At 59.6% G+C, this 25,962-nt stretch carries 25 protein-coding genes; 21 read left to right on the plus strand and 4 right to left on the minus strand.

What is annotated here, in order from left to right; translation table 11 throughout:
* The first annotated feature begins 111 nt into the window (after positions 1 to 111).
* The 5 genes from GOW60_RS04775 to GOW60_RS04795 all read left to right on the plus strand — a co-directional run bounded on the left by GOW60_RS04775 (position 112) and on the right by GOW60_RS04795 (position 4,305).
* A complete protein-coding gene (locus GOW60_RS04775) occupies positions 112 to 1,056 on the plus strand; it encodes a glutamine amidotransferase (RefSeq protein ID WP_171228432.1) in 945 nt (314 codons plus the stop codon).
* Positions 1,053 to 1,766, plus strand: a complete 714-nt coding sequence (locus tag GOW60_RS04780; RefSeq protein ID WP_171170454.1) for a glutamate synthase — start codon at positions 1,053 to 1,055, stop codon at positions 1,764 to 1,766. Before GOW60_RS04775 ends, GOW60_RS04780 begins: the two co-directional genes overlap by 4 nt.
* Complete coding sequence (locus GOW60_RS04785) at positions 1,751 to 3,175, plus strand: FMN-binding glutamate synthase family protein (RefSeq protein WP_152457492.1); 1,425 nt, start codon at positions 1,751 to 1,753, stop codon at positions 3,173 to 3,175. The genes GOW60_RS04780 and GOW60_RS04785 overlap by 16 nt, the downstream gene beginning before the upstream one ends.
* A complete protein-coding gene (locus tag GOW60_RS04790) occupies positions 3,172 to 3,867 on the plus strand; it encodes a type 1 glutamine amidotransferase (protein WP_171228433.1) in 696 nt (231 codons plus the stop codon). Before GOW60_RS04785 ends, GOW60_RS04790 begins: the two co-directional genes overlap by 4 nt.
* A gap of 87 nt (positions 3,868 to 3,954) precedes the next feature.
* The gene (locus GOW60_RS04795) at positions 3,955 to 4,305 is read left to right on the plus strand and encodes a DUF1127 domain-containing protein (RefSeq protein ID WP_171228434.1); all 351 of its coding nucleotides are present in this window, start codon (positions 3,955 to 3,957) and stop codon (positions 4,303 to 4,305) included.
* Here the strand turns inward: GOW60_RS04795 and GOW60_RS04800 are convergent.
* Complete coding sequence (locus tag GOW60_RS04800; protein WP_171228435.1) at positions 4,302 to 5,441, minus strand: FAD-dependent oxidoreductase; 1,140 nt, start codon at positions 5,439 to 5,441, stop codon at positions 4,302 to 4,304. The two genes, GOW60_RS04795 and GOW60_RS04800, sit on opposite strands and share 4 nt — an antisense overlap.
* A 91-nt stretch (positions 5,442 to 5,532) precedes the next feature.
* Here GOW60_RS04800 and GOW60_RS04805 point away from each other — a divergent pair, with 91 nt between their 5' ends.
* The 13 genes from GOW60_RS04805 (at position 5,533) to GOW60_RS04865 (ending at position 16,911) form a co-directional block, all read left to right on the plus strand.
* Positions 5,533 to 6,825: a glutamine synthetase family protein gene (locus tag GOW60_RS04805; RefSeq protein WP_171119485.1), complete on the plus strand. Its 1,293-nt coding sequence runs from the start codon at positions 5,533 to 5,535 to the stop codon at positions 6,823 to 6,825.
* Positions 6,825 to 7,091, plus strand: a complete 267-nt coding sequence (locus GOW60_RS04810; RefSeq protein ID WP_171228436.1) for a EutN/CcmL family microcompartment protein — start codon at positions 6,825 to 6,827, stop codon at positions 7,089 to 7,091. The genes GOW60_RS04805 and GOW60_RS04810 overlap by 1 nt, the downstream gene beginning before the upstream one ends.
* A 40-nt stretch (positions 7,092 to 7,131) precedes the next feature.
* A complete protein-coding gene (locus tag GOW60_RS04815; RefSeq protein ID WP_117869464.1) occupies positions 7,132 to 7,440 on the plus strand; it encodes a BMC domain-containing protein in 309 nt (102 codons plus the stop codon).
* Between the two features lie 22 nt (positions 7,441 to 7,462).
* Positions 7,463 to 8,647 (plus strand): hypothetical protein, encoded by a 1,185-nt coding sequence (locus tag GOW60_RS04820; RefSeq protein ID WP_171228437.1) that lies wholly within the window; start codon positions 7,463 to 7,465, stop codon positions 8,645 to 8,647.
* Complete coding sequence (locus GOW60_RS04825; protein WP_171228438.1) at positions 8,647 to 10,026, plus strand: aldehyde dehydrogenase family protein; 1,380 nt, start codon at positions 8,647 to 8,649, stop codon at positions 10,024 to 10,026. Before GOW60_RS04820 ends, GOW60_RS04825 begins: the two co-directional genes overlap by 1 nt.
* Positions 10,023 to 10,646, plus strand: coding sequence for a BMC domain-containing protein (locus tag GOW60_RS04830; RefSeq protein WP_152457501.1), 624 nt, complete (start codon positions 10,023 to 10,025; stop codon positions 10,644 to 10,646). Before GOW60_RS04825 ends, GOW60_RS04830 begins: the two co-directional genes overlap by 4 nt.
* The gene (locus GOW60_RS04835) at positions 10,646 to 11,827 is read left to right on the plus strand and encodes a malate dehydrogenase (protein WP_171228439.1); all 1,182 of its coding nucleotides are present in this window, start codon (positions 10,646 to 10,648) and stop codon (positions 11,825 to 11,827) included. The genes GOW60_RS04830 and GOW60_RS04835 overlap by 1 nt, the downstream gene beginning before the upstream one ends.
* A complete protein-coding gene (locus GOW60_RS04840) occupies positions 11,824 to 12,234 on the plus strand; it encodes a Rid family hydrolase (RefSeq protein WP_171228440.1) in 411 nt (136 codons plus the stop codon). The genes GOW60_RS04835 and GOW60_RS04840 overlap by 4 nt, the downstream gene beginning before the upstream one ends.
* 95 nt (positions 12,235 to 12,329) lie before the next feature.
* The gene (locus GOW60_RS04845) at positions 12,330 to 13,610 is read left to right on the plus strand and encodes an ABC transporter substrate-binding protein (RefSeq protein ID WP_152457504.1); all 1,281 of its coding nucleotides are present in this window, start codon (positions 12,330 to 12,332) and stop codon (positions 13,608 to 13,610) included.
* 65 nt (positions 13,611 to 13,675) lie between these two features.
* Entirely contained in the window at positions 13,676 to 14,527 is an 852-nt protein-coding gene (locus GOW60_RS04850) for a branched-chain amino acid ABC transporter permease (protein ID WP_171228441.1), read from the plus strand.
* 1 nt (position 14,528) lies between these two features.
* The gene (locus GOW60_RS04855) at positions 14,529 to 15,476 is read left to right on the plus strand and encodes a branched-chain amino acid ABC transporter permease (RefSeq protein WP_171228442.1); all 948 of its coding nucleotides are present in this window, start codon (positions 14,529 to 14,531) and stop codon (positions 15,474 to 15,476) included.
* A complete protein-coding gene (locus tag GOW60_RS04860; protein ID WP_171228875.1) occupies positions 15,473 to 16,204 on the plus strand; it encodes an ABC transporter ATP-binding protein in 732 nt (243 codons plus the stop codon). The genes GOW60_RS04855 and GOW60_RS04860 overlap by 4 nt, the downstream gene beginning before the upstream one ends.
* A complete protein-coding gene (locus tag GOW60_RS04865; protein WP_171228443.1) occupies positions 16,204 to 16,911 on the plus strand; it encodes an ABC transporter ATP-binding protein in 708 nt (235 codons plus the stop codon). The genes GOW60_RS04860 and GOW60_RS04865 overlap by 1 nt, the downstream gene beginning before the upstream one ends.
* 62 nt (positions 16,912 to 16,973) lie before the next feature.
* Here GOW60_RS04865 and GOW60_RS04870 read toward each other — a convergent pair whose 3' ends face one another.
* Together GOW60_RS04870 and GOW60_RS04875 are read right to left on the minus strand one after the other, a co-directional pair.
* Entirely contained in the window at positions 16,974 to 17,978 is a 1,005-nt protein-coding gene (locus GOW60_RS04870) for an Ldh family oxidoreductase (RefSeq protein WP_171228444.1), read from the minus strand.
* 31 nt (positions 17,979 to 18,009) lie between these two features.
* The gene (locus tag GOW60_RS04875; RefSeq protein WP_171228445.1) at positions 18,010 to 20,439 is read right to left on the minus strand and encodes an FAD-dependent oxidoreductase; all 2,430 of its coding nucleotides are present in this window, start codon (positions 20,437 to 20,439) and stop codon (positions 18,010 to 18,012) included.
* 322 nt (positions 20,440 to 20,761) lie between these two features.
* Between GOW60_RS04875 and xylB the strand changes: the two genes are divergently transcribed.
* The 3 genes from xylB to GOW60_RS04890 are packed head-to-tail and all read left to right on the plus strand — an operon-like array spanning position 20,762 to position 24,461.
* Entirely contained in the window at positions 20,762 to 22,219 is a 1,458-nt protein-coding gene (gene xylB / locus GOW60_RS04880) for a xylulokinase (RefSeq protein ID WP_171228446.1), read from the plus strand.
* Positions 22,219 to 23,166 carry an aldose epimerase family protein gene (locus tag GOW60_RS04885; protein WP_171228447.1) on the plus strand — a complete coding sequence of 316 codons (948 nt, stop codon included), beginning with the start codon at positions 22,219 to 22,221 and terminating at the stop codon, positions 23,164 to 23,166. The genes xylB and GOW60_RS04885 overlap by 1 nt, the downstream gene beginning before the upstream one ends.
* The gene (locus tag GOW60_RS04890; RefSeq protein WP_371813327.1) at positions 23,163 to 24,461 is read left to right on the plus strand and encodes a cytochrome-c peroxidase; all 1,299 of its coding nucleotides are present in this window, start codon (positions 23,163 to 23,165) and stop codon (positions 24,459 to 24,461) included. Before GOW60_RS04885 ends, GOW60_RS04890 begins: the two co-directional genes overlap by 4 nt.
* Here the strand turns inward: GOW60_RS04890 and GOW60_RS04895 are convergent, their stop codons facing one another.
* Positions 24,462 to 25,961: a CRTAC1 family protein gene (locus GOW60_RS04895; protein ID WP_254443846.1), complete on the minus strand. Its 1,500-nt coding sequence runs from the start codon at positions 25,959 to 25,961 to the stop codon at positions 24,462 to 24,464.
* Position 25,962: the final 1 nt, after the last annotated feature.

Raw genomic sequence — 25,962 nt, forward strand, 5'->3', positions numbered from 1 at the left:
GTGTTTTGTGAATTCTGTATTCAAAAAAGCATCTGGTGCCAAGGCGAATGGGCTTGCTATTGCTCGTGTACTGTATACAGTATACAGACGCAGTTGAACAGGGAGCTCTTCATGTGTGGAATCGCTGGAAGGATTCTTACCGCACCCGGGCAGGTCGGGGCGGACCTGGTAGACCTGATGGATGCGCAGGAACACCGTGGCGCAGACAGCACCGGGTTTGCAGTTTATGGGCCGCCACGAGACACCGGATATGTTTTACGAGGGATGGGATTTGACAAATCCCGGCAGGATGCTGACCTGAATGCGTTTGAGGCGGTGTTGAAGGATCACAGCTCTGGCTTTCTGTCCGATCCGAAGATCGTAACCGATGAGAACCGGCACTATTGCTTTCGCGCGGAAATCTCGGACCCGACTGATTTGCAGGCCTGGGTGCGGGATGCAGATGAGCTGACGGACCGGTTCGAAGTGCAGTCCTGTGGCCGCAGTCTTGAGATCATCAAGGATATCGGCGGGGCCGAAGCGGTTGCCGAAAAACATGGCGTGCGCGACATGATCGGCACCCATGGCCTTGGCCACGCGCGACTTGCGACGGAAAGCTCGGTTCTGCCCAACGCTTCACACCCGTTCTGGGCGCGGCCGTTTTCGGACGTGGCGATCGTGCATAACGGCCAGATCACCGACTATTTCACATGGCGCGACAAGTTGAGCCGAAAGGGCTATCGCTTTCTGACCGAGAATGACAGCGAGTTGATTGCGGTCTGGGTCAGTGACCAGATGAAAGCGGGCCTGACGATGGAGCAGGCGTTGAAGAAGTCGATTACCTCTATCGACGGGGTATTCACCTACATGATCGCAACGCCGGACGGGATCGGATTTGCCAAGGATCGGTTCGCGATGAAGCCGCTGGTGGTGGTCAATCGCAATGGGGATCTGGCCGCCGCGACCGAAGAACAGGCGGTGCGTCGGGTGATGACCGAGGAATGCGACGTGATCAACTATGATGGCCCGTCGCTGACCGGCATCTGGGGTGTCGGCAACCGGACCCTGGCAGCATGAGCGAGGTAGCAAGACAGATGGATGAAATCGTCATCGAAGTCGGCAAGCGGCACATTCGTGAGGTGAACCGGGATATCATGGCGGCCTGCGCATCAGGACGGCCGATCCGGGTTGTCGATACGCTGTCGCGACACAATCTGGGCGTGGGCCTGCCGGACAATGTGGACATCACTTTCGAAGGTTCGGTGGGATACTATTGCGGTGGACTGAACACTGGCGCCAACATCTCTATCGAACGCAATTGCGGGTGGGCCGTGGGCGAAGGGATGGCCAAGGGTCACATCACTGTCGGCGGCTATGCGGGCATGTCCTGCGGGGCGGCGATGATTGGCGGCACCATTCATGTCAAAGGTGATGCCGGGCCGCGTGTCGGTGTTGCCATGAAGGGCGGCAACATCGTGGTCGAGGGCAAGATCGGATACCAATCCGGTTTCATGGCGCATGCGGGCCGCATCATTGCGCTGGGCGGTGCGGGCGAATCCTGTGCGGACGCGTTGTGGCAAGGCGAGGTTTGGGTCGCAGGCGAAGTCGAAAGTCTGGGTGTGGACGTCTCGGTGATCGAACCCACTGCCGAAGAGGTGGCCGAGGTCGATGCGATCCTAGACCCTCTGGGGCTTGTCGACAGCTCTCGTAACTGGCGCAAAATGGTCTCTGGCCAGCGCCTTTGGTATTTTGAAAGCAGGGACGCAAGCGCATGGCTCATGATCTGAGTAAACCCTATGACTACCCGTTCGAAGTCGCGTCAGAGGAAGAAATACGGTTCCGCGACGCAGGCGCGGTCGATGGACGACCAGCTGGTGTGCCTTCGTCTTATGATGAAGGGGGATCAACCCGCTGGACGCCCGAAGCGATATCGGAAGTTCACGCATTGGCGCAGCTTGGGCGGTATCAGGTGCGTGGCTACAACACGTTCAACAAGCAGTTGCCGACATTCGACGATCTGACATTTGTCCCGGCGACGATGACCCGCCTGCCGTTGGAAGGATACCGCGAGAGCTGCGATACGACGACGGTTCTGGGCGGCGGGCGCGGATTGGTGGAACGGCCACTGGAACTGAAAATCCCGATCTATATCGCATCGATGTCTTTCGGCGCGCTCTCGGCTTCGGCCAAGGCGTCGCTTGGTTATGGTGCCTCGAAGGTGGGCACCATGACCTGCACCGGCGAAGGCGGCATGCTGGAAGAGGAGCGCGAAGCCTCCCAACGCCTGCTCTACCAGATGTCGCCTGCCCGCTATGGGGTCGATCTGGATCACCTGCGCCGCGCCGATGCGCTCGAACTGGTGGTCGGGCAGGGGGCCAAACCGGGCACCGGCGGTCTGCTGCTGGGAATGAAGGTCAGCCCGCGGGTCAGCGAAATGCGCACTTTACCCGAAGGGGTCGATCAGCGATCCACTATCCGGCATCCCGATTTCCTTGGGGCCGACGATCTGGCCGTCAAAATCGAGGAATTGCGGATCGCCACGAACTATCAGGTGCCGATCTTCATCAAGATGGGGGCCACGCGGCCGCGGTTCGACGTGGCCGTGGCTGCAAAGGCGGGCGCGGATGTGGTCGTGGTGGACGGGGCCGAAGGCGGCACCGGTGCGTCACCCGAGTTGCTGCTGAATCACACGGGTATACCGACCATGAGTGCCATACGCGCGGCACGCGAAGCGCTGGATGAGTGCGGGATGAGCGGCAAGGTCTCGCTTGTCGCCGCGGGGGGTATTCGATCAGGTGTGGACGCGGCCAAGTGTCTGGCGCTTGGGGCGGATGCGGTCATGATCGGGAATGCCGCGATGGTCGCGCTGGGATGCAATACCCCCAGATATCTGGACGATTACCAGGCGCTGGGAACATCGCCGGGGGCGTGTCATCACTGCCATACGGGCCGTTGCCCGGTTGGGATCGCAACGCAGGATCCTGACCTTGAGGCGCGTATGAACCCGCATGCAGGTGCAGAGCGCGTCGCGCGGTATCTGACCGCGATGACAATGGAGATCACGGCGCTTGCCAAGGCCTGCGGCAAATCTTCGGTGCACAATCTGGAAACCGAAGATCTGCGCGCGCTCAGTTTTCAGGCCTCGGCCTTTACCGGCGTCAAGATGGCGGGCATCGACCGGGCCTTCGACTGGTGAGGATCGCACTTCTCGAGTTGACCCTTCATCCATTGCCGCTGCTTGAGGGGCTGCCGCGTACGGCCCAGCAGATCCGCGCATGGCTTGAACCACATCTGCCCGAAGCCCGATTTTCCACGGTGGATGTGGTCGACGGCGAGGCATTGCCTCAGCTCGGGGATTTTGATGGGGTTGTCGTCGGAGGGTCCGAATTCGGCGTCTACGATGACACAGAGTGGATGCGGCCCCTTCGCGATTTCCTGAAGTTGTGCCGGGACCATGCCAAGCCGGTCTTCGGCATCTGCTTTGGCCATCAGATCATGGCGGATGTCTATGGCGGCAAAGCCGAGAAGGCCGAGATCGGCAATGTCGTCGGCGCACGAGGCTTTGACTATGGCGGAGCCAGCGTTGATGCCTTTGTCTGGCATCAGGATCAGGTCACGCATGTTCCGCCTTCGGCGCGGGTGACAGGGTCGGCGGATCACTGCCCGGTAGGGGCCTTGGATTATGATTTCCCGGCCCGTTCCGTGCAATTCCATCCCGAATACCGGGCAAGCCATCTGCGTGAATTGTTCGTGCGCGGGCGCGACGTGTTTCTTGCACCGCAAGAGGCGGATGAGGGGCTGGCCTCGATTAAAGCGGCACATGTGTCGAAGGATCTGGCCGCCGCGCAGGCGGTTGACTTGTTTCGCAAGGCCTGCGGTCGGCCGTAAGACCTGAAAACCCGCTTGATCCTGATCAATTCCGGCTTTGAAACACTGTGTATACTGTATCCATAACGTGGTGGAGGAGGCCGCGAGATGTCGGGATACACAGATTTCTTTCATAAAATAGCGCGCATTGTCAGCTCGCCTCGGGATGAAAACCTGAGTGACCGAGAGCTTTCGGACCTTGGCTTGTCCCGCGCGGATCTGGCCATGTTGCGATCGGGCGCACCGCAGGCACGAGAGCGTATACTCGCCATGGCCGGACAATTCGGACTGACCGAGGCAGACCTGAACGCGCACCCGGAGCTGGGGTTGGAACTGGCGGAAAAATGCGGGCATTGCCTTCAGGTCGAAACCTGCCGTGACGCAATTCGGGCGGGCGCGCGTCTTCCCCAGGGCAAATGCCCGAATGCTGGAATTTATCGCGCCCTCCTGGATGGTTAGCGTCCGCTGGGGCTTTCCTTCGGGCTCAGCTTTCTGCGGCCGCTGATCTTGAACCGGTCCGCGGTTCCAAAATCCTTCAGCCCAACGCCTGCTGCAAATTCTGCAAACACCGGGGCGTGCTTGAACAAATGGCCAGAGCATCCGCCGGCGAACAGCACGTTTTCATGCTCGGGGTGCCAGTCGACAATGAAATGTGTATCCGGGGTCAGAATGATCTGGTTGAACTTGGAATCCACGACACGTTGCCCCTCTAAACCCGGAAGCCGGTGGCGGATATAGCTGCGTGTGCGGCCCAGCGTTTCCTGGCGGATCAGCCGTTCATCATTGTCCAGATCGATCTTGTCCGGGATGACGACCGCCGCCTTCACGCCGGAGCCTTCGGACGACGGCAGACCAAATGACCCTTGCCCGTGATCGATCCAACAGGGCATCCGGCTCATGTCGAAATCTTCCGACCCGTCGGGTGTCGAAGTGTAGAGGACATTGACGCCAACCACAGTCGAGATCGGCTTGATCGTTCTGGGAAACATGTCGGCCATCCATGGGCCGGTCGCCATGATGATCAGATCAGCCTCGAGCGGTTTGCCGTCAAGCATCGGACGTTCCGATCCATCCGTGGTGACGCGACCACGTTGTATTTTGCCTCCTGCCTTTCGGAACAGATCCAAACCGGTCAGAACGCATCGATGCGCCATCAGCATTCCGGCTTCGGGTTCGAACAGCGCATATTCGATGTCGGTGACCTTGAACTGAGGGAACCGCGATTCGATATCCGACCGACCGAATTTGTAATAGGGCACCCCGACCCGGTCGAAAGTTTGTGCGGTTGCGTCTTCCCAGTCGCAATGTCCCGCCGTCGCCAGAATCAAGGCGCCGCATTCATACATCAGGTTCTGGCCGCTTTCGGCTTGCAGCTCCAGCCAGCGCAGGCGGCTTTCACGCGCCCAGCGTGTATAGAACTCGTCCCGTCCGGATATGGCGCGAATCACCCGGTTGTAATCTGTTGAAGATGCACGGGAATGTCCCGGCTCCCACCTGTCGATCAATGTCACGGCCTCGCCGCGCCGTTGCAGTGTAAGCGCTGTCATGACGCCGACTATGCCGCCTCCGACAACGATGACCGAGCTTTTGGACATGGCGCAGATTTTCCTTGTTTCCTGACTGGCTTTGTGAATACTGTATACAGAATACAGCAATTATAAAGCTAAAAACAGGGAGCAAGCGCAAATGAGTTCGGGGTTTGATCTGCCCGAGGGCACACATACCGTCATTCTTGGTGTCGGGGATCTCAACGGCATCATGCGTGGCAAGCGCATTCCGGCCAGCCATTGGGATCATGTCTGCAAAAGCGGCAATGCTCTGTCGATTGCGCTGCTGGCGATCGATATGACCTGCGACGTCTGGGATACGCCATACGTCAATTTCGACAACGGTTACCCCGACATGCATGTCTTTCCGATGACAAAGCCTGTCGCCGTCCCGTGGGAACCGGGCGTGGCCGTCTGTTTTGGCCGCGCTGAGGGCATGGATCACAAACCGGTGCCGATCGATCCGCGTCAGGCTTTGGTGCGGCAGGTGGACCGGGCCCGCGACATGGGGTTCGAGGTGAATGTCGGCACGGAATTGGAATTCTATCTGCTGGATCCGGAAACCGGCCAGCCGCGCGACACGGGCATCCAGGTCTATGGTCTGGGCCGCGCCGCCCGGATGGAACACATCGTAGGCCCGATCCGTCAGCAGATCAACGAATGTGGCATTCCGATCGAACAGTCGAACCCGGAATATGCGGCCGGCCAGATCGAGGTCAACATTCGTTATGGCGAAGCTCTGGCTGCTGCGGATCGTGTCGTTCTGTTCAAATCCCTGATCCGACAATTGGGGATCGCGCACGACTATCTGGCGACTTTCATGCCCAAGCCGTTTTTTGATCAATCGGGCAACGGGTTTCATACGCATTACTCGCTGTGGAAAGACGGCAAAAACGCCTTTGCCGACAACGGCAAGATCAACGACACCGGAAAATCCTTTATCGCAGGCCTGCAAAAGCGCATGTGCGAGACGGCGATTTGCGGCAGCGGCACGGTCAACGGATATCGCCGTCGCCAGCCCTATACGTTCTGCCCGATCAACGCGAGCTGGGGCTATGACAACCGGACGGTTGGTATCCGTGTCATCGAAGGCTCGGACAGTGCCGTGCGGGTGGAAAAGCGCGATGCCGGTGCAGACGCCAACCCGTATCTGTTGCTTGCGGCCGAGATTGCCGCCGGGCTTGACGGGATCGAACAGGGGCTGTCCCCTTCGGAACCGACGACAGGCAACGGGTATGAAGAAGGGATCGGTGACCCAATTCCAACCGATTTGCCAACCGCCATCGATCTGGCGCGCGGATCGGAATGGCTGCGCGATGTCATGGGCGAAATGCAGTGGGAACTGGTCCTGCAACAGGCTGAGCGAGAGCTGGAATTCTTCAATCAACAGGTCACACAGGTCGAGCTGGACCGCTACCTGAGGGCGTTCTGATGCACTTGGGCAAGGTCGCTGGAACTGTCACGGCAACTGCCAAGGATGCCAGGCTGGTCGGAGCAAAGCTGCTGGTGACGGATCTGGTCGACAGCAAGGGCAGCCTGATCGACCCGGCGCGGGTTGCGGTCGATACCTGCGGCGCTGGGGTCGGGGATATGGTGCTGGTTGTCAGCGGGTCTGCGGCCCGCATGGCGGCCGGGTTGTCCACGGCCCCCGTGGACATGGCCATCATCGCGGTGATCGACCGCGTCTCGACGACCTGAATCACACGACACGAAACATCTAATTTTGGAGGAACAGAAAATGGCGAAACCAGTGGCGGGGCAGATGGCCCTGGGCATGATCGAAACACGCGGCCTGGTCGGCGCGATTGAAGCCGCGGATGCGATGGTCAAGGCAGCCAGCGTTGCCATCGTGGGTCAGACCAAAGCTGGCGGTGGGCTGGTGACGACCCTTGTGCGCGGCGAGGTCGGCGCGGTCAAAGCCGCCACCGATGCAGGCGCGACAGCGGCCAACAAGGTGGGCGAGGTGGTCTCGGTTCACGTGATCGCACGGCCGCATGACGAGCTTGAGGCAATCATCGACGGGCTGGGTGCCGGGTCGTCGGCCTGATCAACCCCTTTGAGGAGGTACCATGTCAGCCGGTTTCGAGGATTTCACGCGCGCGGTGACACGTGGCGCGACACGGGATGCACCCGTTGCCCAAAGGTTTGAGCGCATTGCTGTATTGGGTGGCGGCCCGGATGCCCGTCTTCTGGCAGCGCTGTGTCTGGCCGAAGGGGCTGAGGTTACACTGTTTTCGGCCTATGGGGCGGAACTGTCACTGCTTGCGCAATCCTCGGGCATCGGCATTCGCGGCGAAGGGCCTGTTGGCACGTATCAGGTGGATCGCGACGGGCCTTCAATCCGCACCACGGCAGAGTTGGATGCAGCAGTGCGGGACGCGCAGGCGATCTTTCTGACCGGGCCGATTCACAAACAGCGCACCTATGCGATGGTGCTGGCCGATCATCTGCACGATGGGCAGGTGCTTGTTCTGGCGCCCGGTCGCTCTTTGGGCGCAGTCGAAGCGGTCTGGATGCTGCGAATAGGCGGCTGCACCGCCGACGTCACTCTGGTCGAGGCGCAGGGCCTGCCATACTGGTATCAGGCCGAAGGTGCGGGCCTGACCCTGACGCAGGCGGCGCCGATGGCTGCTGCGACCTTGCCCCGAGGCCGCGCGGACGTTCTTGAAGCGCTGCAACCCTTTCTTTCGAACATCCAGCCGCTGGATTCGGTTCTGGCCTCAGGCTTTGCCGATCTTTCCGCAGCGGTCGAGATTCCGGCGTTGATACTTGGGGGCGCGGGGCTGGGGTCCGGTGGACCGGAGGTGCCGATGGGCGGGGTGCCGCTGGAAGACAACCGGACATTTGCCGCGCTCATAGGGCCGGATCAGCAAGAGGTGATTCACGGGTTGGCTGGCGAAAGGCGGCAGGTCGCAAAGGCCTTTGGCGTTCGAAACCTGCCCGAGACCGATGACTGGATCGCGACCTATGCCGGCGCCGAGCGGGGGGCGGGCGCGCGTCCGGTCCCGGATCGGCAGGCCGCGCGCCAGCTGATGCGCGATGGCGTCTTGGGATCATTGGTGCCCCTTGTTTCCGCCGCAAAGCTCGCAGGTTTGACTGCGCCTCTGACGGAAAGCCTGATCTGCATGACAGACCGTATCCTGGGCGCTGACGTGGCCGCGTCCGGGCGCAGGCTGGAAACCATCGGAATTTCCGCAGGCGATGTCGATCAGGCCCGCCGTATCTTTGACACCATTGCCACCGGAGCCTCGTGATGGACGCTGATCTGAAATCCATCGCCGCCGCACGGCGCGCTGCTGAAACGGCTTTCGAAGCCTATCGCGCCTTTCTCGGCACCGACCCGGCACAGGTGGATGCCATCGTCGATGCCATGGCTCGGGCGATCGAACCCGAAGCCGAACGGTTGGGGCAATTGGCGGTCGAGGAAACCGGGTACGGCAACGCAGCAGACAAGCGGGTCAAGAATCTGTTCAACGCCTTGTCGGTCGCCGATTACCTGCGGGACGTCACGACGCTGGGCCTGTTGTGGCGGGACGATGCGACAAAGATCGCGGCCTTCGGAGAGCCGATGGGTGTGGTCGCGGCGCTTATCCCGGTGACAAATCCGACCTCCACGATCATCTACAAGGTTCTGTCTGCGGTGAAGGCGGGAAATGCCGTCGTCTGTGCCCCGCATCCGCGCGGCGTGGAATGCGGGAAGGAAACCGTCCGCATCATGGCGCGCGTTGCCGAACAGATGGGCGCGCCCAAAGGGTTGATACAATGCCTGGACGCCGTGACCATTCAGGGCACCGCCGAGTTGATGAAGCATCGCCGCACGTCGGTTGTCATGGCGACAGGTGGCCCTGCCATGGTCAAGGCCGCCTATTCCAGCGGTAAACCGACGCTTGCAGTCGGGGCGGGGAACGTGCCGTGTTACGTGCACAAGTCCAAGGCGCGCGATCTGTCCGAAGTGGCCGAGATGATCGTGACGTCAAAAAGCTTCGATTATGGCACGGCCTGTGTCAGTGAGCAGGCCGTGGTCGCCGATCCTGAAATTGCACGCGATCTGCGCCATGAACTGAAACTCAAAGGCGCCTATTTCTGCACCCCGGCCGAGGCTGATCGGCTGGCGCGGGTCATCTTCAAGGGCGTTCAGGCAATGGATCCCGAACGCGTCGGCCAAAGCCCACAGGCGCTGGCCGATGCTGCGGGGTTCTCGATTCCGCCGCGCACGCGCTGTCTGGTGTCGGAAGAAACCGAAGTGGGGTGGCAACGCCCGCTTTCGGCCGAAAAGCTGAACCCGGTGCTGGCCTTTTACGAGGCGAAGTCCACCGATCACGGCATCGAACTGGCGCAATCCATTGCCAAATTCGAAGGTTGGGGGCATTCCTCGGTCATCCATTCCGATGATCCCGAGGTGGTCGCTCGGTTTTCCACCGTTCCTACGGGGCGGGTCCTGGTGAATACGCCGGGGATCATGGGCGGCATGGGGTATTCCACCGACCTTGAACCATCCTTCATGCTGGGTACCGGTACGTGGTCGGGGTCGATCACCTCGGACAATGTCACGGCCCTGCATCTCATCAACATCAAGCGGGTTGCGTATGAAAGCAGACCCTGGCGCGACATTTACGAGGAGTATGGCGCATGAGCGAGATCACGATCCGGGCGCTGATGCAGATCGACAACCTGCAACCGAAATTCGCCGCCTACAACGGCGCGACGGTGCAAGGGTCAGTGCCTTTGTCCGGTGACACCGTGCTGATCGGAGAGTTCGCGCCGGGCAATGGCGTGTTCTCGCTGATCGACCGGGCGCTCAAGGCGTCTTCGGTCGAAGCGACGACGCAGATGGTCGAGCGCGAATTCGGCTTCTTCATCCTCCGCTCGCCTTCAAACGCCGAAGTGTCCGCTGCACGGGACGCGATGCTGGCCGAACTTGGGGCTTCCATGACAGACCGGTTGAAGCCTGCGATCAGTTCCACGCAGATCATCACAAGTGTCGAACCCTATCAGGCGCAGCTTTTGAACAAATGGCGCAAAGGCGCGTTGATCGTGCCGGGGCAGACGTTGGGGATCGTGGAATGTGCGCCGGCCGCCTATATCTCGATTGCCGCGAACGAGGCCGAAAAGGCCGCCGAGATTGACATCGTCGAGGTGCGTGCGGTGGGGCGGTTTGGTCGCTTGTTCATCTCGGGGTCTGAAAATTCGGTCAAAACCGCCGTCGAGGCCGCGACGCGTGCAATCGAGGCGGTGGACGGACAGGACGGCTGATGGCGACCCCTCGCGTCATAGGCTCGGATGCGGTCGAGGATGCGCGCCGCCGGGGCAGGATCGTGTTCGAGGTTTTGCCGGGTGACATCGTGACGGCCCTTGCGCGCGAAACCGCAGAGCGTGTTGGTATCGCCTTGGTGGATGGCCCGCTGGAGCGACCGAAACCGCCGCGTACGGATGGTGCTGTTTCCATGCGCCGGGTGCTGTACCGCCGTTCACCCAAATGGGTTGCCCCTTCGCGTGTGCCGCGCAAAGCCCGCAGGCTGGGCAAACTTGCCTTGATCGGGGCAGGGGGTGTTGGCGGCAATGTCGCGCATCTGGCGGCGATGGCGGACATGGCGGATGAAATCGCGCTGATCGACATCACTCCGGGATTGGCGGCTTCGACTGCGCTGGACCTCAATCATACGTCCGGGATCACCGGTGCGCGGGCCCGATGTGTCGGTGGCGAAGCGATGGATCTGGTGGCCGGGGCGGACGTGGTCGTCGTCACGGCCGGACGAGCCCGCCGTCCGGGCATGACACGTGCCGATCTGATCGATGTGAATGCCCGCGTGATCCGTCAGTCAGCCGAAGCGATCCGGTCGGCTGCGCCTGATGCCATCGTGATCGTCGTGACCAACCCGCTGGACGAAATGACGGTCGAGATGCTGCGTGCAACAGGTTTCCCCCGCGAAAAGGTTTTGGGTATGGCAGGAACGCTGGACAGCAGCCGGTTTCGCAACGCGTTGGCGCTGGCCGCGGGTGTCACGCCTGCGGACGTCGAAGCCTTCACGCTTGGCAGTCATGGGGACGAAATGGCCCCGATCCCCAGCCGTGCCAGGATCAAAGGCCGTCCGCTGGATGTATTTCTGTCCCGCGAACAGATCGAAGCCTGTGTTCAGGATGCGATCGCCGGGGGCGGTCAGGTGGTCGCGCTTCGGAAGTCAGGCTCTGCAACGATAGCTCCGGCTCATGCCTCGATCGAATTGATTGATCATATCCGCGGCGCGCGTACAGGCCCGGTTCCGGTCTCGGTCATGTTGCACGGGGAATACGGCATCGATGGTGTCGTGCTGGGCGTGCCAGCCCATCTTGGTGCAGGCGGATTGGTTGAGGTCGAGGAGTTGCGGCTAACCGCCGAAGAAAACGCGGCATTGCAAAACGCGGCCGAAGCGATCCGGGTGAGGCTGGGCCTGTGACCCTGCGTTTTTGGAAATCCGGCGGACGGTTTGAAGAGGTGGCCTCGTACTCTCGGGCCAAGCGCATCGGCCCCTTTGTCTGGGTTGCCGGAACAACGGCCATCGAGCCGACGGGCCGCATCCACGCGCCCGGGGACGTTGGTGCGCAGACCTTTTACATCCTGTCACGCATCGAGGACGCACTGAAAGAGGTTGGCGCCGAACTGCGACATGTGGGGCGGGTGCGCGCCTATCTGACCGATTTGTCCCAAGCGGGCGCGTTCGCGCAGGCGCATGGCGAAGTTTTCAAGGGGATCGATCCGGTCCTGACGGCCGTTCAGGCTGGGCTGACGCAGCCGGGGCTGATGGTGGAAATCGACGTGGATGCCGTGATCCACGATGAAAACGGCGAAATCAGCGGATTCTGAACATGAGTCTTCAAGAAAGGAATTGATCGAACCATCTTCTTGTGTACTGTATACAGAATACAAGAAGGCATAATGAGACACAGGGAGCTAATGTGATGATCAAGACAGCGCTGCTCAGCGGAACATGCATCGCGCTCATGGCCTCGGCGGCCGGAGCGGAAATCAAGGTAGGATTCATTGGGTCGCTTTCCTCGGACACCGGTTTGTCGACGCTGCGCGGGGCCGAGATTGCGATTGAAGAGCTCAACGCAAATGGCGGCGTGATGGGCGAACAGATCACTCTGGTCTCGGCGGATACCGGACAGGACCCGACCGAGGGCATCCGGGCCTATGAATATCTTGCGGAAACGGAAGAGGTTGATTTCATCATTTCGGGCTCGATTGACGATGTGTCGCTGGGATGGCTGCCCCGCATGCAGGAATACCGGATTCCGACGCTGGACACCTGGACATCCTATATCGGCATCATCGACATGGTGGTCGAAGACCCTGAAAGCATGGCGCCCTATTTCATGAACATCGCCTCGGATGAGGCGCTGGCAACGTTGTACATCAACTTTGGCGCGGATGTTCTGAAGGAAAAGATGGGGTGGGATTCTGTCGTCATTTTGGCGGAAGATACGGCCTTTGGCGAGGCGATCACCGGCCTTGTCACCGAAGCGCTTGCACCGGTTGCGGGTATCGAGGTCAAGGACATCATCACATATGACGTTGCCACCGTCGATTTCGCTCCGATCTTCAGCCGCGCGCAGGATACCGGGGCGGACTTCATCTATCAGGTCTCGTCGGTCAATTCGCAGGTTGTGTCATCGCAATACGTGAAACTCCAGGTGCCGATGGCGATGACGGGCGTGAACGTCGCTGCGCTGGGTATGGAGTATTGGGAAGATACGGGCGGTGCCGGTGGCGGTATCTCGACCCTGTCTCCGATACCGTCTGTTGGATTCCGGCTTGATCCGGCCAGCCAGAAATTTGTCGATACCTATCAGGCGAAGTATGACAGCCGCCCGCTGCTGCCGCATTTCAACGGGTTCAACGCCTATCATGGGCTGAAACAGGCGATGGCCGCAGCCGAAGAGGCCGGCGGTTTCGACAATGTCGAAGGCTGGGCCGATGCGATGAAGAAACAGGATCTGGTTCTGGAACTGGATGGCCAGTTGTGGCTGCGTTACGCCTTCTGGGGCGATGACGAGGTAGAGCCCGTGACAGGCCGGACTTACCCGCACAATATCCGTTTTGACCTGTCCGAGCCGTTCGACGATGCCGCGCCGTCAATGGTCGTGGTCCAATGGTACGAGGACGGCACCGCCGCCGTTGTCTATCCCGAGAAATACGCGACGGGTGAATTCACCTTGCCAAGCTGGGTCAAACAGTAATCTGTCCGTTCGCTTAGCTTGAAATGGGTGCGCGGGTGCGTGCACCCGCAGCCAGGGATCCTTACATGTTGCAAATACTGATCCAGGGGCTTTTGCTCAGCGGTCTCTATGCGCTTATCGCAATGGGTTTCACGCTGATCTTCAGCATCGGTCGGGTCCTGAACCTGGCCTACGGTGCCTATCTGATGGTCGGCGGGTACATGTATTTCTGGGTGTCCCAGACGCTGGGAATGCCAAAGCTGATGGGCGTTGCGGTGGCCGTGGTTCTGGGCGTTCTGATGGGGGTTCTGAAATACCGCCTGGTCGTCAAGACCCTGAAAGGGGATCACGTAGCCGTCGAGATCTCGACTCTGATCCTGGCGGTCGTGATTCAGGCCGGGATCGTTCTTGTCTTTGGCGACAGCAGCAAGATCCTGCTGCCGATCGTGCCGGGCGTGATCAACGTCGCCGGAGCGTCCGTTACTTATAATATCCTGATTGCAACGCTGATCAGTTGGGCTGTTTTGCTGGGCCTGTATGCTTTTGTCCGCCTGACACATACAGGGCGGGCGATGCAGGCGGTATCGATGGACGCCAAGGGGGCCGCGATTTCAGGGATCGACCCGGATCGGATCAACCTGATCACATGGGGTATCTCAGGGGCACTGGGTGCGCTGGGCGGTGTGTTTTTCGCCAGCTATACACAGCTTTCGCCGTCAATGTGGGTTGCGCCTTTGATAATCTCGGTGGCCGTCGTCATTGTGGGCGGTATCGGATCGATCATCGGCACGCTGGTCGTTGCTCATATCGTCGGATTTCTCGAAGTCATCGTTGTCGCCACCCTGGCGCCGGAACTGCGCGGTGTCTTCACCATGCTGCTGATCATCGGCGTGCTGGTGACGCGACCGCAGGGCCTGTTCGGCCGCGAGGAGTTGTAACATGGGTCTGCGCTGGTTTCACTTTGTCCTTTGGGGCGGCCTGATTGCGGGGATGTTGCTGCTGCCCCAGATCGTCTCGAACGGGACGCTGCGCACGATGATCTTTGCCAACTATCTGGCCATCTTCGCCATCAGCTGGGATGTGTTGTCGGGCAGGACCGGGTATGTGAGTTTCGGGCATCCCTTTCTGATCGGTATCGGGGCCTATACGACTGCCATCCTGACCAAACGGTTTGACGTGCCGGTCGAAATCTCAATCCCTGTGGCCGTGTTGGTCACGATGATCGCAGGCCTGATTGTGTTGCTGCCCGCTCTGCGCATTCGCGGCAGCTACTTCGCGCTGGTCACACTGGCTTTCATGGAGCTGCTCTATCAGCTGGTTCAGGTGATCCGCCCGGATCTGACCGGCGGCACACGCGGGATGTCGGGAATTCAAACTCTGACACGCGGCGCGGCAAACGGCTACTACCTGTCCACGGCCCTGATGCTCGGCGTGGCGGTCAGCATGTGGCTGCTGATGAAAACCCGGCTGGGCACTGCACTGGCCGCCATCGGAATGAATGAAGAAAGCGTGCGCGGTTCGGGGCTCAGCACCACGCGGTTGAAGGCCTTTGCGTTTCTGACCAGCGCGTTCATCGCCGGTCTGGGTGGGGCGTTCTATGTCCATTACCTGGGCTCACTCGCGCCCCGTGCGCTGTTTGACATCAACTTTCTTTTCACCATCATCGTGGCGGCATTGCTGGGCGGAACATCGACCATCATCGGCCCCATGATCGGTGCGTTCTTCATGACGTTCCTTCTGGAATACCTGCGCCCCGTGCTTCCCGGGGCTGAACGGTATTTCGTCTACGGTGCCATCGCACTGCTTCTCTACATGTATCAGCCAAAGGGATTGGTCGAACTTGTGCAACGCGGCTTTCAAAGACTGCGGAAAGGGGGGCTGGCATGACCGTTGCGCTGAAAGTTTCCGGTCTCGTCAAACGGTTCGGCGGGCTGGTGGCCACGAATGATCTGTCCTTTTCCCTGCAAGAAGGAGAGTCGCTGGGCCTGATCGGTCCGAATGGCGCGGGAAAGACGACGGTATTCAGCCAGATCATGGGCGAATTGCGGCAGAACAGCGGTACGATCGAGCTGTTCGGCAATGAGATTTCGGCGCTGTCGACGCCTCAGCGTATCCGGGCCGGGGTCAGTAGAACCTATCAGATACCTCGGCCGTTCGGCGACATGAGTGTTGCAGAAAACATCAGGGTGGGCCTGATGCCGGACGACATCTGGCGCATGATCGTTTCGCCGCCGGATACGGACAGGGAAAAAGAGCTCGCGCTGAGTGTCGGGTTCACGGAAACGGATCTGAGCCGCTCACCCGCCGAACTGGCCATGGGTGATCTGCGCAAGCTCGAAATGGCCCGAACCATGGCCACGGCACCGCGTGTCATGTTGCTGGACGAGGTGTTTGCAGGTCTGACAGTTGGTGAAATTGCGCAGATTTCCGATCTCATTCAATCGATGCGCAAAGACGGGATGACCTTTTTGATCGTCAGCCATGATTTGCCGGCGCTGGAACCGTTGATCGACCGCGCCATCGCCATCGAGCGGGGCACCATGATTGCCGAAGGCGCGTTCGACGACGTGATGAACGACACGGCCGTTCAGGCCTCGTATCTGGGGAGCGTCTGATGTCCTATCTGGAAATCGAGAACCTGTCCGCGTTTTACGGCAAGGCCCAGGCGTTGACCGATATTTCGATCACGGTGCAGCCCGGGGAGATTGTCGCCGTGGTCGGCCCGAACGGTGCAGGTAAATCCACCTTGCTGGACAGCATCATGGGTCTTGTGAAAATCGAAGGCGACATCCGGTTGCGCGGGCACAGCCTTGCCGGTCGAAGCCCTTCGGAAATCGTGCGTCACGCGGTGGGCTATGCGCCCGAGCGGTTCAACCTGTTTCCCTATATGTCGGTACGCGACAACCTGATGGTGGGGGCCTTCACCGCACGAGACGACATCGAAAACAACCTTGAGATGGTGCACAGTCTTTTCCCGCGTCTGCAAGAACGGGAAGGGCAGGAGACGTCGACCCAATCCGGCGGGGAAAGGCAGATGGTGTCCTTTGGCAGGGCTTTGATGACCAGCCCGGAACTGCTGCTTGTCGATGAGCCGACGATCGGTCTTGCCCCGAAGATCTGTCACGAGATTGCCGAAGTCGTCCGTCAGCTGAACAAGGAATACGGGCTGACCGTCGTCATCACGGAACAGAATGCCAATTTTGCCCTGTCGCTTGCCAGCCGCATCTATGTGCTGGAGTCCGGGCGGATGCAGACGTCGGGCACGGCTGACGAACTGAGAAATGACAAACGCTTGCTCGAGGCCTATTTCGGCGGCCATTGAGTGGCGTGGTTAACAAGCCGGGCAGGTGCTGTCCGGACATTCGATGGCGGGTGATTTCAGTTTCAGCCAAGTGCGGCCAGAACCTCGGTGCTCACGTCGATGCCATGGGCTTCGGCGGCTGCCCGTTTTGCAAGGCGACCGTCCCCCGGAACCCGGGCGGACCCGTTGCCGGAAATCTCGGCGCAGATGCGGGCGACATATTCGTTGAAGGCCGCGTTGCCGAACCGGGTGGGGTCGATGGCAATCAGGGTCGCACCACCTTTGATGTTCAGAGCGCCGAAGGATTCGCGTTCTTCGTTGTCCACGGACAGGGTTCCACCGGCCAGTGCTGCGCCCAACACCTCAACCATGAAGGCGATCGCGGCCCCCTTATGCTCTCCGAACGGCAACAGGCTGCGGGTTTCAAGGATGGCATTCGGGTCTGTTGAGGGTTCGCCTTGGGGATCAAGGCCGGCAGGGCGGGGCAGGTTGTGCCCCTCGGCAGCGGCCATGCGGATATCCATGAGGGCCACCATGGACGAGGCCTGATCCCAGACCACGGGCGCGTCGCCGTCACGCGGGCAGGCAAAAGACATGGGGTTGGTGCCAAAAACCGGGCGAACCCCGCCTTGCGGAACCACCATGGACAACGAGTTGATCACGGCAAAGGCCACCAATCCGGCTTCGGCCAAAGGTTCGGTGTCAAACCGTAACGCACCCAGATGGTGGCAGTTCGCACAGGTGAACGCGGCAATCCCGTTTTCCCGGGCCATCGCGATCAGGTCCTCGCGGGCTGCTGCCGCTGCAACCTGGTAATACCCGTTGTTGGCATCACAGCGCAAAACGCCCGGGGCAACCTTTTCGGTTTTGGGCTTCGCGTGCCCGTTGGCATAGCCGGACGTGAAGCTTTGGACATAGACCGGCAACATGCGCAACCCGTGACTGCGCGGGCCGTCCCGTTCAGACCGGGTGACGATATCGGCAAGTACATCACTGCTGCGCGTGTCCGCTCCGGCAGAAACAAGAACCGATTTGGCCAAGTCCCGAACTTCGGCAAGAGAAAGCGTTTTTGTCGGTTGTTCGGTCATCCGTTCGAGTCCAGTCTTTCTGTTTTCGCACTCAAGCGCGCGGGCGTGTGTTTGCGGGATCGACAGCACATGTGTCGATGACCACGGCGTCGCGCATCTCATTGTGGACCAGCACCTGCATTTTCGTTCCGGGCGCCGTCATGTTCTGTGGCACTAGTGCCATCGCAATGTCGTGGTTGCAATAATAAGAGAACCCGCCCGAGGTGACACGGCCGATCAGCTTGCCCTGAGCATAGACGCCCTCGTCAAACATCACCGATGTTTCGCCATAGGGCAGTTTCAGCGTGACCAACCGCCGATACGCGCCTTCCTTTTTCTGTTTCAAAAGAGCGGCCTTGCCTATGAAGTCGCGACCATCAGTTACCACGAACCGATCAAGGCCGGCCTCGTATGGCGTCATGTCCTTGCAAATCTCGCGATTGATGGCGCGATAGGATTTTTCAAGACGCATGGATTCCAGTGCCTCAAGCCCGAAAGGTTTCACACCGGCCTTCAGCAGCAGGTCGACAAGATGGCGGTTGTAACCGACCGGGTGATGCAGTTCCCACCCCAGCTCGCCGGTATAGGACAGGCGAAGCAGATGAACGCCCTTGGCGTATCCCACTTCACCCCTTTGCGCAGAAAGCCAGGGGAAGGCTTCGTTCGACAGATCATTGTCGGTCAACGGTTGCAGGATCTCTCGTGCCTTGGGGCCAGCCAGAGCAATCACGCCCAATTGTTCTGAAACATCTTCAAGAAGGACAGAGCTGTCATTGGGCAGCAAACGTCGCAGTTGATCCCAGTTGTAGGCGCGCCAGTTCGGAGTGGAGACCAGGTAAAAATCATTCTCGGCATAGCGGACGACCGTATATTCCGCATCCATGCCGCCCTTTGGGTTCAACAAAAGCGACAGGGTCATTCGCCCCACTTTGGGCAGCCTGTTCGCCATGAGGCCATCCAGCCATTCGGCGGCCCCGGGTCCGCGCAGGGTGAACTTGGTCATCGGCGACATCTCGATGAAACCGGCCACGTCACGGGTGGTGCGCACTTCTTCCTGAACGCGTTCCATGTGGTTGGTGCGGCGGAAGGAATGTTCCGGAACAGCGTCCTCGCGCGATTTGGCGAACCAGCGCGGAAACTCATATCCGTTGAAGCTGGTCCAGACGGCGCCATGCGCGCTCAGCAGGTCGTAAGACCCCATCGTTTTCATCGGGCGCGCGTCGGGAAAGTCCTCTCCGGGAATGTGCGCGTTCATGTGGGTCCCCCACGTTTCGCGCACCTTGTCCATGGTCCACCGCTTGGACGCGTAATCCGAAAAACGGCGCGGGTCGAGTTCAGACATGTCCATGCCCGGATCCCCATCGACAATCCAGCGGGCCAGGCGTTCACCAACAGTGCCCCCCCACAATATGCCGCCGGGCATGCCTTCGGCCAGCCACAGGTTTTCATGCCCCGGTGCAGGCCCCGCAAGCGGCAACTCGTCCGGTGTCATCTGGAACGGACCTCGGGTGTTGGCCTTGATACCCACCTCTGCAAGTGTTGGAACCCGCTCGATGGCGCGTTCCCACTGCGTTTGGACCGCGTCGAAGTCTTCGGGCAAGAGGTCGGCGCCAAAGTCAGGCGGAACGCGATCTTCGGCAAATAGCTTGAGGTCTTTGGTGAACTCATAAGGGCCGAACTGAATGCCGCCCACATCTTCGCGCAGATAGGCACCGTAATCTTCATCCCGCAGGATCGGGAACTCGGGCAACCCCTGCGCGCGGCGTTCTTTCAGCAGCGGAACGGTTTCCGTTGTCCAATATTGGTGAACGATTGGAATGCAAGGCAGATCCAGACCAACACGACGCGCGTTTTCGCGGGCATAGTTTCCGGTCGCGAAGACAAGATGTTCGCAAGTGATCTCACCCTGATTGGTTGTAACCTTCCAAAGACCGTTTTCCAGTTTTTCATAAGCCTGCGCTTCGGTGTTCTGAAACACTTTGGCGCCTTTCTCGCGCGCCAGCCTGGCCATCGCCATGGTGATGTCGGCCGGGTTCACATAGCCGTCCTCGGTATGCAGGATGCCGCCGCGAATATGTTCCGATTGGTTGAGCAGAGGGTGCAGTTCGGCGATTTCTTCTGGCGTCAGCAGTTTGCAGGGCACACCGGCAGCTTCGGCAATCGAGACATAGGACAGGAACTCGTCCCAGCGTTCCTGCGTATTGGCAACGCGCAACTGGCCCACCTGGCGCAGCCCGACCGAGGCGCCGATCTTCTTTTCGACTTCGGAATAGATGCGGATGGTCTCCATCGTCATCTTCGAAACGTTGTGGGATCGCACGAAGGTGACCAGCAGACCCGCCGCATGCCAGGTAGAGCCGGAGGTCAGCGTCGTTCTCTCCAGCATGACTGCATCTGTGCATCCATGCTGCGTCAGACCATAAAGAACCGAAGCCCCAACGCATCCGCCTCCAACGACGACAACCTTGGCATGTGATTGCATTCGACGCATTCCTTCCTGAGGCTGTTTTCGTTTGCAGAGGGTAAGTCAAAACGAAATCAGCGGGCTGAGAACTGATTGAACTGTTTACGTGAAATCCGTGTCAGGCAATTCGAAAAATTTTCCGGTCCAGCTGAGTTCAGTTAAACCATGATCGGGTTTGCCGATGATCTCGCGCATTCTGTGAGGCGGTGCGCAAAAATACCGGCCATCTCTTGTTTGGAATTGTTGTGTTAGCGCAAACTGTGCTGGTAAGGTCTGACATCGGCTTGGGGTGCGCTTTGTAGCGCCCGCGATCCGTGCGGCATACGAAGGGGGAAATCGCGTGTATCTCGGTCTGGATTTGGGGACGTCAGGTCTTCGGGGAATTGTGGTCAGCGAAGAGGGCAAAGTCGTCGCCGAAGCCGAAGCAGGTGTTGAGACATCGATTTTGCATCCCGGCTGGTCGGAACAAGATCCGTCCGATTGGGTGGAAGCCTGCCAGAACGTCGTTGCCCAATTGCGCGCGTTGAACGGTGTTGCATTTTCTGCGGTGCGCGGCGTCGGTCTGAGCGGCCACATGCACGGTGCCACGTTGCTGGATCGGGATGGCAATGTGCTGCAGCCCTGTATCCTTTGGAACGACACGAGATCAGCGCAGGAAGCTGCGGAGCTGGATGGTCTGCCGTCGATGCGCGCGATCACCGGAAACATCGTTTTTCCGGGTTTCACCGCACCCAAGCTGGAATGGGTGCGCAGACACGAGCGCCACGTGTTTGAAAAGACATCCAAAGTGTTGCTTCCGAAGGATTATCTGCGTTTCTGGCTCACCGGTTCCTATGTCAGCGACATGTCCGACAGCGCCGGTACGGCGTGGCTGGACGTTGGAAAACGTGAATGGTCGGATACCGCGCTGGATCTAAGCCATATGCGCCGGGACCAAATGCCAGAGCTGGTTGAAGGCAGTTCGGCAGGCGGAGAGCTGCGGTTAGAGATCCTTCAGCAATGGGGCCTGACCGGGCCCGTCGTGGTTGCCGGCGGGGCCGGTGACAATGCGGCGGCGGCCTGCGGTATCGGAAGTATTGGCGAGGGCAGCGGATTTCTTTCATTGGGCACGTCGGGTGTGTTGCTTGTCGCAAAGGAAAGCTATGCGCCCGCGCCGGAAACAGCGGTTCATTGTTTTTGTCATGCGGTTCCGGATCGCTGGATTCAAATGGGTGTGATCCTGTCGGCCACCAACAGTCTCAACTGGCTGTCGCGTAACCTCGGTCAACCCGTCGGTGCGCTGGCGTCGACCCTGCCGGATTCGGTGAAGGGGCCTTCAAAGATTACCTTCCTTCCGTACCTGTCCGGTGAACGGACGCCTCACAACGACAGCGACATACGTGGGGCATTCCTGGGGCTGGATATCGCATCGGAACCCGCTGATCTGACGCAATCCGTGACAGAGGGGGTTTCCTTTGCCATGCGCGATTGTTTGGAGGCGCTCAAAAGCACGGGCACCAATCCCGAAAGTCTGCTGGTCGTCGGTGGCGGGGCGCGATCGCGGTTTTGGCTGGAAACGCTGGCCACGGTTCTGAACACGCCGCTTGCTGTGCCCGATGGAAGTGGGTTCGGCGCAGCCATAGGCGCGGCGCGTCTTGCTGCATGTGCGGTGGACGGCACCGACCCCAAGGATGTCATGCTGGCCCCGAAAGTCGCAGAGCATGTTGAACCACGTGTCGAACTGTCCGGCGCATATGAGGCGGAATATCAGCGGTATCGCGAATACTATGCTGCTTTATCCCCTTTGGCCGCGCGCTGATGGCTGATCCCAAACCCATGCCTGTCGAGCAGGTCCTTCTGGAAGACGGAAACATGTCCGTTTCCCTGTTGAACTATGGCGCAATCACGCAAGGCTGGTGGCTTGGCGAAACACCTTTGATATTGGGCTACGAAAACCCGCAGGATTACCTGTCGGACCCGTTCTACCTTGGCGCGATGGTCGGGCGAGTGGCCAACCGCATCGGCGGGGCACAGTTTGCATTGCAGGGGCGCATTCATCACCTGACGGCAAACGAAGGGCCGACCACGCTGCATGGTGGTCCGAGCGGGCTGTCGCGCAAATGCTGGGATATCGTGAAAACCTCTCAAAATCAGGCGGTTCTGTCCTTGACTTCACCTGACGGTGAGGGCGGTTTTCCCGGTGAAGTCAAATTCGAGGTGCATGTCGAACTGACCTGTCCGCGTCTGATCTATACAATCAGGGCGCGCCCGGATCGTCCAACGCCGATCAGCATCGCGCAGCACAATTATTACACTCTGGGCTGTCCTGAGGATATCCTGGACTGTCGGCTCAGGCTAAGATCGAACCGGGTGCTGGAACTGGACGCGCGTTCCGTTCCTTCCGGAGATATCTCAGCCGTCGGCGACAGTGTGCCAGATTTCGCGTTGTCACGCACCGTCGGGGCAAAGGGGCGCGAGCTGGACCATTATTTTGTGTTTGATGACGGTGGAACCCATGATCATGCGGTCGCAGAGGTCAGGGCACCTTCGGGATTGAGGATGAACCTGTATTCAGATCAACCCGGTGCACAGGTCTATGCCGGAGCACACCTGTCAGGCCGATTTAGCCCGTGTGCGGGGCTGTGCATTGAACCGTCAGGATATCCGAACGCCGTGAATGTCCCCGCGTTCCCGACCGTCATCCATACGCCGGACAACCCGTATCAACAAACTCTGACACTTGAGATTTCCGAGGAACGATCATGAGACTTCAGATTGCAGCACATGCCGTAGGCATCTGGATGTCGCTTTCAGTTGCTCAGGCGCAAGACCTTGGTCCGAAACCTGAATTCACCGAACCTGACTTTTCAAACGCAGAGTTGGGGCAACTGCTGTTCTACGATCCGATCCTGTCGGGCAACAAGAACATCAGCTGCGCAACCTGTCATCATCCGAAGCTGGGAACGTCCGACGGGCTTTCACTGGGTATCGGCGAAGGTGGGGCTGGGCTGGGTGGTCAGCGCAAGGTCACACAAGACAACAGACCCGAACAGCGCATTCCCAGGAACTCGCCCGCGATGTGGAACCTCGGAGCGCTGGAATTCACGACGTTTTTCCATGACGGCCGCCTCGAGACGGATCCGTCACAGCCCAATGGCATCAGAACCCCGTTGGGGACGCATATGAGGCCGGGGTTCAAATCGGCTTTGGCGGCGCAGGCGATGTTTCCGGTGCTGTCACCTGACGAAATGGCGGGGCACTATTCCGAAAACGAGGTTAGCAAGGCCGTACGACTCGGCTTGCTGACCCAAGAGGGTGGCGCTTGGGATCTGATCGCCGCGCGCGTGGCGGCGATACCAGAGTATCAAAGGCGATTTAATGACATTGCGCCCGGAGAAGACATCTCCTTTACCGCAATCGCCAATGTCATTGCCGATTTCATCGCGTTTGAGTGGCGGGCTGACAACAGCCTGTTTGATCGTGCGATGCGAGGCGAAGACAGGCTGCCCGAACAAGCGCAGCTGGGGATGGAGCTGTTCTACGGAAAGGCTGGATGCAGTGCCTGCCATTCCGGCTGGTTCCAGACCGATCACGGGTTCCATTCCATCGCCATGCCTCAGATCGGCCCCGGAAAATCAGCCCGTTTCGAAAATCATGTGCGGGATGACGGGCGACTGCGCGTCACGGGCGACAAGGATGATGCGTTCGCATTCCGCACGCCTTCGCTGCGCAACGTGACCCTGACGGCGCCATATGGCCACAGTGGTGCCTACGCACGGCTTGAGGATATCGTGCGCCATCATCTGGACCCGGTTTCCGCGTTGCGGAACTACGCCATCGAAAAGGCTGACCTGCCAGAGTTTTTCGGGGCAGAGGATCAAAAGGCTTTGCTTGATCCCCGGCATGTCAAAGCCATAGCTGCGTCAAACGATCTGGCGCTCATCAACCTGAGTGATGACGAGGTCGATGCCATCCTGAGTTTTCTGGGCACGCTGGAAGATCCGGCTGTGCGGCTGGGTGTTCCCCAAACGGTTCCCAGCGGATTGCCCGTCGATCAGTGATCAACGGTCGAGGCGGATCACCTGATTGGCATCTACCTTCTGCCAATCTCCATGTTCACCATCAGGCCAGATCACCCGTACTTCTGCGGTTTCGAGGTCTCCTAAACCAAAGTGGTGGAACCCGGCACTTCCGCTGGCGTGCCCCCCGCCAATGGTCACTTCACGGGTTTGAATCCCCTCGGTCGTCCTGACCTCGATAAAACTGCCGACTGCCTGTCTGTTGGGGTGGCTCTGGCCGAGATCAATCATGAGCCAGTTGCCGGTCGTCGGTTCATTCTGAAAAGCCTCCAGGTCCGAGCCGCGATTGACCACCACCAAATCCAGCCACCCATCCCCGTTGAAATCCGCTAGCGCCCCACCGCGGGACTTTGCCATGGACGCGACACCAGCCTCTGATGCTGTTTCGACAAACTGACCGCCGGCGGTCTGCATCAACAGGTTGTTGGGGTCGTTCTGCGCCGCGTCGGGCATCTGCTCAACATTGCCTTTGGCAACGAAAATGTCGTCCAGCCCATCATTGTTGACGTCCCCGAACTGTGCATGCCAGCCGGTCGAGGGGCGGCCGTCACCTCCTGCATGTGGCCTGTGTGCCGTTGTTCCACGGTCGTAGGTTGCATCCCGCCATGTCGGCCCATCTGATGCAGGATCAAAAACCTGGAATTTCTGGTCCCCCATGGACGTCAGATAAACATCGGAAAACCCGTCACCGGTCAGATCCCGCGAGGCGATCCCCATGCCCCAGATCGAATAGGGCAGCCATCCATCGGCCTCGCTGTACAGCCGCGGGGTGTCTTCCATAGCCCACAATTGCTCTTGCCCGCCACGCACATAGTAGTGGCGGTCATTGCTGACGCGCAGATCCGCGCGACCCGTGCGCGCCCAGTCGGAAAACAGGATCGACAGGGAACAGTGACCGGGTTCCAAACGGACAGGATCGCCGTATTTTTCGCCTTGGGGTTGGTACAGAAGCGTCGGCCCGCAAGCCTCAAAAGGTCCGTCCGGATTGCTTCGGTCGACATACGTCCCGAACGCCAACGTCGGAAGGGTTTGCCCACGTTCCCAAGTCGCGGAAAAACCAGTAGTCCAATGGTCCTGAGATTGAAAGTTCAGTTCGGCGAACGGCTCGAATGCGCAGTCCGGTTTGCCGCGCAGCAACAGGTCTTTGCCCACCCGCAAAACCGCAAGGTCCAGGAACCCATCGCCGTCAATGTCCACTGGGTATGCGCCGGTCACATGGGTCAAGGATAGCTGGTCAGGTGTTTCCGAGCGAAAACTGATTATTGCGTCGGATGTGTTGATGAACAATTGCGCTGGGTTTGATCCGCCTGCCACGAACATTTCAGGGCGGTCGTCATCGTTGCAGTCGAAGACCGCGACACCCCCGCCGACGAAATGTTCCCAGCCGCCATCGTAAACATGGCCGGGGGTTTCCACCTTTTGGAAGCGGGGTGGAACGGTTTCCGCAGCGGCGGCGGAACCTGCCGCAAGCAAGATTGCCATC

The sequence above is a fragment of the Ruegeria sp. HKCCA4008 genome (genome assembly GCF_013033125.1).
Lineage (GTDB): Bacteria > Pseudomonadota > Alphaproteobacteria > Rhodobacterales > Rhodobacteraceae > Ruegeria.